11 protein-coding genes are annotated in these 11,847 nt (G+C 63.7%); 8 read left to right on the plus strand and 3 right to left on the minus strand.

The genetic code is table 11. From position 1 onward, the window contains the following. Nucleotides 1-231: 231 nt before the first annotated feature. Together V5F23_RS17880 and V5F23_RS17885 are read left to right on the plus strand one after the other, a co-directional pair. Complete coding sequence (locus V5F23_RS17880) at nt 232-1,383, plus strand: aldose epimerase family protein (RefSeq protein WP_042728725.1); 1,152 nt, start codon at nt 232-234, stop codon at nt 1,381-1,383. 312 nt (nt 1,384-1,695) lie between these two features. Then, nucleotides 1,696-2,517 (plus strand): aldo/keto reductase, encoded by an 822-nt coding sequence (locus V5F23_RS17885; RefSeq protein ID WP_042728726.1) that lies wholly within the window; start codon nt 1,696-1,698, stop codon nt 2,515-2,517. A 173-nt stretch (nt 2,518-2,690) separates the two neighbouring features. Here the strand turns inward: V5F23_RS17885 and V5F23_RS17890 are convergent, their stop codons facing one another. Next, nucleotides 2,691-5,054, minus strand: coding sequence for a DNA polymerase II (locus tag V5F23_RS17890; protein ID WP_338495897.1), 2,364 nt, complete (start codon nt 5,052-5,054; stop codon nt 2,691-2,693). Nucleotides 5,055-5,317: 263 nt separating this feature from the next. Here V5F23_RS17890 and V5F23_RS17895 point away from each other — a divergent pair, with 263 nt between their 5' ends. The 5 genes from V5F23_RS17895 to V5F23_RS17915 all read left to right on the plus strand — a co-directional run bounded on the left by V5F23_RS17895 (nt 5,318) and on the right by V5F23_RS17915 (nt 9,313). Continuing rightward, nucleotides 5,318-5,758 (plus strand): CBS domain-containing protein, encoded by a 441-nt coding sequence (locus V5F23_RS17895; protein WP_042728728.1) that lies wholly within the window; start codon nt 5,318-5,320, stop codon nt 5,756-5,758. A gap of 121 nt (nt 5,759-5,879) precedes the next feature. Next, on the plus strand, nt 5,880-6,476 hold the full coding sequence (locus V5F23_RS17900) for a paraquat-inducible protein A (protein ID WP_338495899.1): 597 nt from the start codon (nt 5,880-5,882) through the stop codon (nt 6,474-6,476). After that, nucleotides 6,473-7,132, plus strand: a complete 660-nt coding sequence (locus V5F23_RS17905; protein WP_338495900.1) for a paraquat-inducible protein A — start codon at nt 6,473-6,475, stop codon at nt 7,130-7,132. Before V5F23_RS17900 ends, V5F23_RS17905 begins: the two co-directional genes overlap by 4 nt. After that, the gene (locus tag V5F23_RS17910; RefSeq protein ID WP_338495902.1) at nt 7,113-8,771 is read left to right on the plus strand and encodes an MlaD family protein; all 1,659 of its coding nucleotides are present in this window, start codon (nt 7,113-7,115) and stop codon (nt 8,769-8,771) included. The genes V5F23_RS17905 and V5F23_RS17910 overlap by 20 nt, the downstream gene beginning before the upstream one ends. Before the next feature lie 17 nt (nt 8,772-8,788). Then, nucleotides 8,789-9,313 (plus strand): PqiC family protein, encoded by a 525-nt coding sequence (locus V5F23_RS17915; protein WP_338495904.1) that lies wholly within the window; start codon nt 8,789-8,791, stop codon nt 9,311-9,313. A 1-nt stretch (nt 9,314) separates the two neighbouring features. Here V5F23_RS17915 and V5F23_RS17920 read toward each other — a convergent pair whose 3' ends face one another. Then, entirely contained in the window at nt 9,315-9,944 is a 630-nt protein-coding gene (locus tag V5F23_RS17920) for a glutathione S-transferase family protein (protein ID WP_047739149.1), read from the minus strand. A gap of 214 nt (nt 9,945-10,158) precedes the next feature. Between V5F23_RS17920 and V5F23_RS17925 the strand changes: the two genes are divergently transcribed. Further along, nucleotides 10,159-10,554, plus strand: a complete 396-nt coding sequence (locus V5F23_RS17925) for a hypothetical protein (RefSeq protein ID WP_047739150.1) — start codon at nt 10,159-10,161, stop codon at nt 10,552-10,554. A gap of 165 nt (nt 10,555-10,719) precedes the next feature. On the opposite strand, the gene V5F23_RS17930 is transcribed toward V5F23_RS17925, so the two are convergent. Continuing rightward, nucleotides 10,720-11,814, minus strand: a complete 1,095-nt coding sequence (locus tag V5F23_RS17930; RefSeq protein ID WP_338495906.1) for a DUF1615 domain-containing protein — start codon at nt 11,812-11,814, stop codon at nt 10,720-10,722. Nucleotides 11,815-11,847 lie beyond the last annotated feature (33 nt).

Here is an 11,847-nt window from a genome sequence, read left to right on the forward strand (position 1 = left end):
AAAACCGTAAAAGTGCAGTGGACGGTGCAACACCGTCCTCTGAAGGAAATCTCCCAAACGTCAATTAGTCTTACTTTTTAATTGATAAATCCCAATTTTTGGCTATAAATCCAGTTTCCATCGACAAATAGAAAGACTACTGAACAGCAAAGCCTTCATCGTCGTCCGACCAGTAACGGACTCGACCCGCGTTCAAAACAACAACAAAACAACAGGAAGGAAGGTCAAACCATGCTTGAATCCAGACATCTGCTCACGGCCCTCGGAGTGTCTCTGATGATCGCCACCTCTGCCTCCCAGGCCGCCGGCCTGACTCAACAGCGCGCAGCGTTCGGCAAGACCGACGACGGCACGGCCGTGGAAAAATTCGTGCTTCGCAACAGCCACGGCATGGAAGCCACGGTCATCACCTACGGCGGGATTCTCCAGTCGCTGATCGTGCCGGACAAACACGGCAAGCCCGCCGACGTGGTGCTCGGCTTCGACGATGTGCAGGGTTACCAGAAGAACGGCAACGTCTACTTCGGCGCAACCATCGGCCGCTTTGGCAACCGCCTGGCCGACGGGGCCTTCGAACTGGACGGCAAGCGTTATCAAGTGCCGCAGAACGACCACGGCAACGCGTTGCACGGTGGCCCGCAAGGGTTCGACAAGCGGGTATGGAAAGCCGAACCCCATGAGGGCAAGGATTCGGTGGGCGTGACCCTGACCTACCTGTCGGCGGACGGCGAGATGGGTTTTCCCGGCGCGCTGAAGACCGACGTCACCTACAGCCTCAACGAAAAGAACGAATTGCGCATCGAGTACAAGGCCACCACCGACAAGCCGACGGTGTTGAACCTGACCAACCACAGCTATTTCAACCTGGCCGGTGCCGGCAACGGTGACATCCTGAAACAGGTCGCCACCCTGCACGCAGCCCGCTACACCCCGGTGAACGGCAAGCTGATCCCCACCGGCGAACTGGCCCCCGTGGCCGGCACACCGATGGACTTCACCCAACCCACCGCCATTGGCACCCACATCAAGGCCGATCACCCACAACTCAAGTTCGCCGAACCGAAACAGGGCGGCTTTGACTTCAACTGGGTGCTGGACGCCAAGGGGGACGTGGGCAAACTCGCCGCCGATGCCTACGACCCGCAATCGGGACGCTACTTGCAGCTCTTTACCAGTGAGCCTGGCGTGCAGTTCTACACCGGCAACTTCCTTGATGGCACGATCAAGGGCAAGCAAGGCAAGGTCTACCCGCACTGGGGCGCCTTTACCCTGGAAACCCAGCACTACCCGGATGCGCCCAACCAGCCGAACTTCCCGTCGACGCGCCTTGATCCGGGCCAGACCTACACCCAGACCATGGTGCTGAAGTTCTCCACCAAGTAATCCCCCCGCTCGCCCCCATGGGTCCGGCTCAAGCCGCCAACCTGTGGGAGCGGGCTGGCTCGCGAAAGCGGTGGATCAGCTCGAATCGATTTTGGATGTACCGCCGTCTTCGCGGGCAAGCCCGCTCCCACAGGGAAGAGGCGTTGACCGCAACATTCGCCACCGCCTGAATCACCTTTGTGGGAGCGAACCTGCTCGCGAAGAGGTCGGCGCAGACAGACCGCTTCGCGAGCAGGCTCACTCCCACAGGCCTTGAACCCTTGGTCTATCCTGCTGCCACATGCCTGACGTTCAACCACACAGGAGACAGTCATGAAGACTCTGGAATTGGCCGGCGTATCCGTACCCGTGATCGGCCAAGGCACCTGGCACATGGGCGAGGAACCGTCCCAGCACAAGCAGGAAGTGGCCGCCCTGCGCCTGGGCATCGAACGGGGGATGACCCTGATCGACACCGCGGAAATGTACGCTGAAGGCGGCGCCGAGGCTGTCGTGGGCGAGGCGATCACCGGCCTGCGCGACCAGGTGTTCCTGGTGAGCAAGGTCTACCCCCACAATGCCAGTCGCAAAGGCATTCCTCTGGCCTGCGAACGCAGCTTGCGACGGCTCGACACTGACTACATCGACCTTTATCTGCTGCACTGGCGCGGGCAGTACCCGCTGGAGGAAACCGTCGAGGCTTTCGAGCGCCTGCGCGAGGAAGGCAAGATCGGCCACTGGGGTGTGTCGAACTTCGATGTCGCCGACCTCGAAGAACTGGCTGCGCCGGCCTGCGCCACCAACCAAGTGCTGTACAACCTGCAAGCACGCGGCATCGAATTCGACCTGCTGCCCTGGTGCCAACAGCGCAGCATGCCGATCATGGCCTACTGTCCGGTCGGCCAGGGCGGGCGCCTGCTCAAGGACAACACCCTGCGCCAGATCGCCGAGCGCCACGGCGCGACACCGGCGCAGATCGCGCTGGCCTGGCTCCTGCGCCAGGACAATGTCATTGCCATTCCCAAGGCGGTGCAGCCCGAGCACGTGCGGCTGAACGCCGAAGCGGCCGATCTGCAACTGGCCCCCCAGGACCTCGCGGCCCTGGACCTGACGTTTGCGCAACCCCAGGGCAAGCAGCGGCTGGCGATGGTTTGATTGGCGGGGCAATCGCGAGACACACAATAGCTCTGTGGCGAGGGGATTTATCCCCGATGGGGCGCGTAGCGCCCCCAAAGAACATCGCAGCCACCTACCAAATAGACGAGTGCTGCGCACTCGAACGGGGATAAATCCCCTCGCCACAGGGTCGGCAAACCAATGAACGTTCTCTAGAACAACCCCATCTGCCCACCCACCAACGTCGAGAAGTCATCGTCCACGAACGGCAGGATCGCGTCCGCCACCGGTTGTAGCTGCTTGCTCACGTAGTGGTCGTAATCGATCAGGGCGCTGCGGGCTTCCAGCGGTTCCGGGCCGGCGACGGTGATGACGTAGTTGATCCAGCCACCATTCTGGTATTGCCGCGGGCGGCCCTGGCGCTGGTTGAACTCGTCGGCCAGCCGCGCCGCACGCACGTGGGGCGGCACGTTGCGTTCGTAGTCGTCCAGCGGGCGGCGCAGGCGTTTGCGGTAGACCAGGCGTTCGTCGAACGCGCCGGCCAGGGTCTGGCGCACGTAATCGCGCACGTAATCCTGGTAAGGCTTGCGATGGAAGATGCGCTCATACAACTCCTGCTGGAACTGCCGGGCCAGCAGCGACCAGTCGGTGCGCACGGTCTCCAGCCCCTTGTAGACGATTTCGTCATGGCCGTCGGCGCGGGTCACCAGCCCGGCGTAGCGTTTCTTGCTGCCCTCTTCCGCGCCGCGGATGGTCGGCATCAGGAAGCGCTTGAAGTGGGTTTCGAACTGCAACTCCAAGGCACTCTCCAGCCCGAACTCGTCACGCACCTGCTCGCGCCACCACTGGTTGACGTGTGCCACCAGTTCGCGGCCGATCTTCGCCGCTTCCTCCTGGCCATGGGCGCGCCGCAGCCAGACGAACGTGGAGTCGGTGTCGCCGTAGATCACCACGTGCCCCTGGGCTTCGATCAACTGTCGGGTGCGCTGCATGATCTGGTGGCCGCGCAAGGTGATGGACGAAGCCAGCCGCGGATCGAAGAAGCGACAGCCACTGGAGCCGAGCACGCCATAAAAGGCGTTCATGATGATTTTCAGGGCCTGGGACAGCGGGGCGTTGTGTTCGCGCTTGGCCGTCTCCCGGCCTTCGGCGACCCGCGCCACGATGGCCGGCAGGCAATGCCGGGTGCGGGAGAAGCGTGCTCCGCGAAAGCCCGGCACCGACTCGCGCTCGCCTGGGTGGCGCAGGCCTTCGATCAAGCCCACCGGGTCGATGAGGAAGGTGCGGATGATCGACGGGTACAGGCTCTTGTAGTCCAGCACCAGCACCGATTCGTAGAGCCCCGGTTGTGAATCCATGACAAAACCACCCGGACTGGCCTCAGGCGGGCGTTGTCCCAGGTTGGGCGCGACGAAGCCCTGGCGGTGCATCAGCGGCATGTACAGATGCGTGAAGGCCGCCACCGATCCGCCGCTGCGGTCCGCCGGCAGGCCGGTGACGCTGGCCCGCTCCAGCAGGAATGTCAGCAGTTCGGTCTTGGCGAAAATCCGTGTCACCAGCTCGCAGTCCTTGAGGTTGTAGCGCGCCAGCGCCGGCTTGTCCTCGGCGAACATGCGGTTGATCTCGTCCATGCGCTGGTACGGGTTATCGATCGACTTACCCTCCCCCAACAGCGTCTGGGCGACGTTTTCCAGGCTGAACGAGGGGAAACTCCAGGTGGCCGAACGCAGCGACTCGATGCCGTCGATGATCAGCCGGCCCGCCGCCGAAGCGAAAAAGTGATTATTGCGCGCGCCATGCTCGCGCCATTGCATCTCTTCACCGCCGCGCCCCAGGCGTAACGGCACGGCCAACCGGCGGGCATGTTCATGCAGCACGCGCAGGTCGAACTGCACCACGTTCCAGCCAATGATGGCGTCGGGGTCGAAGCGGGCGAACCACTCGTTGAGTTTCTTGAGCAGCAGCGTGCGCGATTCGCAGTATTCGAGCTGGAAATCCACGCTGCTGTCGTCGCCATTGGGCGGCCCGAGCATGTAGACCTGGCGCTCGCCGCAGCCTTCCAGGGCGATGGAGTACAGATCCCCCTGGGCGGTGGTCTCGATGTCCAGGGACACCAGGCGCAGCGCCGGACGGTAACCGGGCGCCGGTTTCATCTGCGCCTCCAGCAGCAGGCCATCGGCCCCCGGAGTGCCACCGAACCACACCGGCGCGGTGATAAAGCGCTCCATCAGGTAGCGCTCCGGCGGCCGGATGTCGGCCTCGAACACCTCGACACCGGCACGGCGCAGCGTGGTGTCCAGGCGCATCAGTTGGGCGTGTTGCTGGCAATACAGGCCCAGCACCGGGCGGTGCTGGAAATCCAGCAGGTCCAGGGGCCGCAGCTCGATGTCCTTCTCCCCTTGCAACAGGTCCTGGAGCTGGTCGCGCTGGGCCTGCGGCACGAACGCCACCGACGGCTGCACCGGCAGGCGCACGCGCCGGGGGCCGGCATCGGTGGCCAGCCAGAACTCGACTTCGGTGCCGGCCGGGGTGTCGCGCCAATGCCGGGTCAGGACGAAGCCCTGCTGTAGATCCACCACTGCAACCTCGTGTTCTATGTGAGAAGGGATTCTACCTGTGGCGAGAGGATTTATCCCCGTTGGGGTGCGTAGCAGCCCCATAGGTTCTCTCCTGAGACATCAGGGCCAGGCAGTTTTGGGGGGTGCTTCGCACCCCAACGGGGATAAATCCCCTCGCCACAACCGCGCATGACCTTGCTATTGAGGTGATTTCCCGCTTGCTCTGCGCCGCCGGGTCTACGATTCTTTAAGCACACCTGCAAAAACAACCGAGGCCCACCATGAAAACCGTCGCGCAATTGCTCCGGATAAAAGATGAGAAGAACCAGCAAGTGCACACCATCTCACCGGACGACATGGTATTGCAGGCCCTGATGCGCATGGCCGAGAAGAACGTCGGCGCCTTGCTGGTGGTGAAGAACGGGGAAGTGCTGGGGATCATCAGCGAACGTGACTACGCGCGCAAAATGGTCCTGCACGGGCGATCGTCGGTGGGGACCAAGGTCAGCGACATCATGGTATCCCCGGTGATCACCATCGACCCGCACCAGAACGTCGAGACCTGCCTGAGCATCATGACTGAAAAGCACCTGCGCCACTTGCCGGTGGTGGACGACGGCAAGCTCGTCGGCCTGCTGTCCATCGGCGACCTGGTCAAGGAAGCCATCGCCGAACAGGCCGACCTGATCCGACAACTGGAGCAGTACATCCGCGGCGAATGACCGGTCGCAGCAGGGTCAACACGCTGGGAGCGAGCGGGCTCGCTGCCAGCGTCACTGCCACAGCTTGCTGATTGGCCGTTCACTTCTATATTGAAGGGGTTGCCTCTGCCCGAGCCTCTCGATGGCCACCTCCGCCCGACTGATCATCTGTGAGCATTGCGATGCGGTGTACGAGCCGGTGGTCCTCGTGCGGCATCAAAAAGCCTCGTGCGTGCGCTGCCACGCGGTCATCCAGCGCTACAACGGCCTGAGCATCGAGCAACGCCTGGCCCTGACCCTCACGGCCGCGGTGCTGTGGGCGTTCACCAATGTCTATCCGGTCATGAGCATCCGGTTCAAGGGCCTGAGCAACAGCGCCACGCTGTGGGACTCCATCGTCGCCCTGAGCCAAGGGCCGATGACCTTCATCGCCCTGGTGGCCGCCGTCGCAATCATCGTCGCACCGGCCCTGCAATTGGCGCTGCTGCTCTGGGTACTGGGCTACGCCCACGCCAACCGACGGGCGCCCGGCTTCAACCTGTGCATGCGCAGCCTGGAGAGCCTGCGGCCCTGGAGCATGCTCGAAGTGTGCCTGCTGGGTGCCCTGGTGGCGGTGATCAAGCTCGCCGGCTTGCTGGACGTGCTCCCCGGCATCGGCCTGTTTACGCTGGCGGCCTTGAGCCTGCTGATGATCCGCATTGCCGGGCGCGATGTCCGCGACCTGTGGGACAGCCTGTGAACGGCCTGCCGTCGGCCGACCCGCCCAAGGCCGACGACCTGAACCTGTGCCTGTGCCACGGCTGCGGCCTGGCCTGCGACATGAGCGACGAACCCCAGGCCTGCCCACGCTGCGACGCCGACCTGCATCGCCGCAAACCCAACCCCATCACCCGCACCTGGGCCTACATGCTGGCCGCGCTGGTGTTCTATATCCCGGCCAACCTGCTGCCGGTCATGAATACCCAGATGCTCGGCGACGGTGCCGACAGCACCATCATCAGCGGCGTCATCGAGTTCTGGCAAGGCGGCGCCTGGGACATCGCCCTGATCATTTTCATCGCCAGCATCGCGGTGCCGGGCATCAAGTTTGTCGTGCTGACCTTGCTGCTGGTCACCGTCCAGCGCCGCAGCACCTGGGCTCAGGTCCAGCGGGCCAAGCTCTACCGGCTGGTGGAGGTGATCGGCTACTGGTCGATGCTCGATGTGTTGGTGGTGGCCCTGGTGGCCGCGCTGGTCAAGTTCCAGGCCCTGAGCGACATCGAGCCGCGCCCGGGCATTCTGTTTTTCGGCCTGGTGGTGCTGCTCACCATGTTGTCGGCCATGAGTTTCGACCCCCGGCTGATCTGGGACACCCAACCCTGCGAGGAGGCGCTGGATGAAAACGCAAGCCACTGACGGGCAACGGCCCGGGCCAGGACGCGCCAACGTCACCACCCGCCGCTGGACCGTTTCGCTGGTGTGGATCGTGCCGATCATCGCGGTGCTGGTGGGGCTGTCCCTGGTGGTCCACGACTGGCTGCAGGAAGGCCCGACCATCACCATCACCTTCAAGACCGGCCAGGGCCTGACCGCCAACAAGACCGAGGTGAAATATCGCAATGTGGTCATCGGCCAGGTCACCGACGTGCAATTGAGCAACGACCAGAAAAACGTCACCGCCACGGTCAAACTGGCCAAGAACGCCGACACTTTCACCCACGAAGACTCCGTGTTCTGGGTGGTTCGGCCGCGCATCGGCGCCGGCGGGATCTCGGGGATCGACACCTTGCTGTCCGGTGACTTCATCGGCGCCGACGCCGGCCAGTCGAAGGTGCGCGCCAAGTCCTTCACCGGCCTGGAAGCCCCGCCGCCGATCACCTACGGCGAACCGGGCAAACGCTTCACCCTGCACTCCCAGGACCTCGGCTCGCTGGACATCGGCTCGCCGGTGTACCTGCGCAAGATCCCGGTGGGCCAGGTCGTGTCCTACGCACTGGACGCCGAGGGCAAGGGCGTCGACATCGATGTGTTCGTCAACGCGCCCAACGACGCCTACGTCACCGAAAACACCCGGTTCTGGAACGTCAGCGGCGTGGACGTCAACGTCGGCGCCAACGGTTTCGCGGTCAAGACCGAATCCCTCTCGGCCCTGCTGCTGGGCGGCATCGCCTTCCGGGCCCCGGATTACAACCCCAACGACAGCCCGGCCAGCGCGGACAAGACCTTCGAACTGTTCGCCGACCAGCAGAGCGCACTCGCGCCGCCCAACGGCAAGGCGCAATACCTGGCGTTGCGCTTCGATCAGGCGCTGCGCGGCTTACGGGTCGATGCGCCGGTGGAATTCCTCGGTGTGGAGGTCGGCCGGGTGGTGGCGATCAACCTGGATTTCGACGAGAAACAACGCAGCTTTCCGGTCAACGTCGGCGTGGTGATCTACCCGCAACGCCTGGGCAAGGCCCATGAGAAACTGCTCAAGGCCCTCAATCATAACCCCGACGACGAAGCCGCTGGCGCACGCCTGATCGGCAGTTTCGTCGAGCGCGGGCTGCGCGCCCAGGCCCGCAGCGGCAACCTGCTGACCGGGCAGTTGTACATCGCACTGGACTTCTACCCCAAGGCGGAAAAAGTCGCCTTTGACCCCAATGCCCGGCCGGTCCGTATCCCGACCATTCCGGGCAGCCTGCAGCAACTGCAGGAACAGCTCCATTCAATGATGGAACGGATCAACAAGCTGCCGCTGGAGAGCATCGCCAGCAACCTGGACGGCAACCTGGTGGAACTGCGCAAGGGCCTGAAACAGATCAACGGCAAGACCCTGCCTGGCGTGCAAAGCACCTTGCAGGACGTGAGCAAGACCCTGCAATCGGCCAACTCGACCCTCGCCGAGGATTCACCCCAGCGCGAACAACTGACCGAGACCCTCGACGACCTGGGCCGCATGTCGCGCTCGCTACGCGAGTTGTCCGACTACCTGAGCCGCCATCCCGAATCGCTGCTGCGCGGACGCCCCAAGGATGCTCCGGCGCAGAACCTCACGTTGCCGCCAAACGAATGATCACAGGAGCACACCTGATGCCGCTGAAATTCATAGGGCTCGCCATCGCCCTGTTGCTCGTCGCCTGTCGCAGCGATCCTATCCACTACCACACCCTGAGCCCCGCCCAGCCGGCCGGCCCGTCGCGGTCCAACGCGGACATCCAGGTCGAGCAAGTCAGCGTACCGCCCCAGGTGGATCGCACCCAGATGGTCATCCGCCAGGGCAACAGTGCCCTGGCGATCCTGGAAACCGAATGGTGGGGCGCCAGCCTGGCCGATGAACTGCACAGCAGCCTGGACGAACAGTTGAATAATCCCGGCGCGGCCAAGCGTTTGCTGCGCGTGGACGTGAAGCGCTTCGACTCGATTCCCGGTCGCTACGCCCGCATGGATGTGCAATGGCGACTGCGGGGCACGCAGTCCCCCACCCTCACCTGCCGCAGCAGCCTGCAAACGCCGGCGGGTGGCAGCATCGACGCGCTGGTGAGCGCCCATCAGAACAACGTCCGTCAGTTGGTGGGCCTCGTCGAGCAGGCCGCCACGGCAAACGCCTGCCCCTGATTCACTCGGCCCAGTGCAGCGACAACACGGGCGCCACCCGTGGATGGCGGTCGATGCGCGCCAGCAAGCCGTGGAACTCGGGACGAGCACTCAGCATCGCTTCCCGCGTGCCGCTCCAGCGAGTGATCACCGCGGCCAGGACATCCAGGGCTCCCGGTTCGGCACCGCCGAAAAAAGGCCTGGCCGCGAACTGGTCGGCAAACAAGGCCCAGTTGCGATACAGCCGTTGCTGGGTACCTCGGACCAATGACTCGGCGCAGGCGCCATCACCACCGTCCAGCCAGCGCTGTGGAAAATCGATGATGCCGATGGGCGTGTAGCAATTGGCGGCGACATAGACCAGGCCGCGCAGGGTTTGCGGGCGTTCGAGGGGATCGTCAGGCAGCAGCTTCGACGCGGGAAAGCTCAGCCCGAGGTGAATCAGGATCGCGGCCGCCTCGGTCAGCACCGAGCCATCCGGTAATTGCAGGGTGGGCACTTGGACTTGTGGGTTCAATGTCTTGAGCTCGCGCGTTGCCTCGCTGTCCTCGGTCGAATAGGCATCGATCCGGCGAAACGGCACGCCGCACCACTCCAGCGCGATCTCCACCGCCGCCGACCCGGACTGACGGTGACCGAACAACTGATACATGAGGGGTCTCCTGAGGAAGGGGTTATGGGGTAGAGCCCGCCAACTCCGCGGCGTTCCAACCAACACCACTGTTGCGGTATCGAGCTGATCGGCTGCACACCAACGAGCTATCACCGCGGTCGATATCCACCATCATTTCAATGAAGTTCTTATTGACGGTGGTCGGACGCAACAATGGCGCCACACCAACCACTGCACCCCGGAGCACACCCTCATGAAACGCCAAATCATCCTCAGCCTTGCTTTCTCGGTCCTGGCCGCCAACGTATTCGCCGCCACCGCCCAACCTGTTGTCGCCGAAGGCGGCTCTGATCGCCTGATCGAAAAACGCGTCGCCGAAGGTGGCGCCGATCGCCTGCTGGAACGCCGCGTCGCCGAGGGTGGTTCCGATCGCCTGCTGGAACGCCGCGTTGCCGAAGGCGGTGCCGATCGCCTGCTGGAACGCCGTGTCGCCGAAGGTGGCGCCGATCGCCTGCTGGAACGCCGCGTCGCCGAAGGTGGTGCTGATCGCCTGCTGGAACGCCGCGTCGCCGAAGGTGGTTCCGATCGCCTGCTGGAACGCCGTGTCGCCGAAGGTGGTTCCGATCGCCTGATCGAGAACCGCGCATGAAGGAGGCCCATGCAACCCAGGCCCCAGACAATGCAACACCCACCGTGGCGAGGGAGCTTGCTCCCGCTGGGCTGCAACGCAGCCCCCGACAATAACCGCGAGCAAGCACCCTCGCCACGGTCTCTTCTCAAATACCCAAGCCCCGCCATCGACCTCGCGTCATCGCTACCGCCCCGACGCCCGCGCCATACACCGCTGATAACGCTCATCCACCCGCTTGGCAAACCACGCCGTGGTCAACGTGCGTGTGATCTTCGGGCTCTTGAGCACGATCCCCGGCAACACCGCCCGCGGCAACGGCTTGCCTTCCGCGCTTTCGGCCAGCTCGAACACCCGCTTGTAGAGCTTGCTGTCCTCGAACGCCAGGCTGTCCCCCATCTCCAGTTGATCGCGAATGGTCGGGTTGCGCATTCCCAACGACTTGCCCAGCGTGCGTACCGCCAGCTCCGTGCTACCCGGCATGATGGCGTCATGCAGGATCAGATCACCGTCCAGCGCCAGGGAAATGCCCGACGCCCGACTCACCGCATGCTGGAACGCCGCATTGCGACTGGCGTACCACCCGGCATTGAAATCGGCGAAACGGTACAGCGGCTCGGTGTAGCTCACCGGATAGCCCAACAGATGGGCGATGCCGAAATACAGGCCGCCGCGACGGCTGAACACTTCGCGACGAATCGAGCCATCCACCGTGTAGGGATAATTGCGGGCATTGGCCTGGGCAAAGGCGATGCTGACCTGCATCGGCCCACCGGTGTGCACCGGGTTGAAGCCGTCGAACAGCGTCTTGCCCAGCGGCACCATGCCGATGAAATCATCGAAGATCTCGCTCAACGCCTTCTCGCTGCGCACCGCGTTGAGCCGGTCGGCGTAGCTTTTGCCGTTGGGCGAGCGCAGCTCAAGCGCACCGCTGATCAACAGCCTGGGAATGTGCATCTTCGCTGCGCGGCGATCGATCTCTTCCCGGGCGATCTTGCCCAGCCCCGGCACGCTGGGGTCGGCCTGGAAGGTTGATTCCTGCTCGGTCACCGCCAGGACTGCACAGATATTCTGCGTCGTGGTCGAGATCTGCTGGGCCGAGAAGGCCACATAGATGTCATTGGCCCACCCTTCGCGATCCGCGGTCTTTGACGGCAGCAACCGCACGATCTGCCGTTTGACCTCGTCCGGTTGGCGTTCAGGCTCCTGGGCCTGGCGACTGCCGCAACCGGCCAGGGCCAGTAATGCGACAAGGCTGATCATCCATCGAGTGAGTTGCATGTTGCCCCATGAGGTCCGTTGGTCCGCAGCCAC

Origin of the sequence: Pseudomonas sp. WP18 (assembly GCF_036689585.1) — a bacterium.
Classification (GTDB): Bacteria; Pseudomonadota; Gammaproteobacteria; order Pseudomonadales; family Pseudomonadaceae; genus Aquipseudomonas; species Aquipseudomonas chlororaphis_E.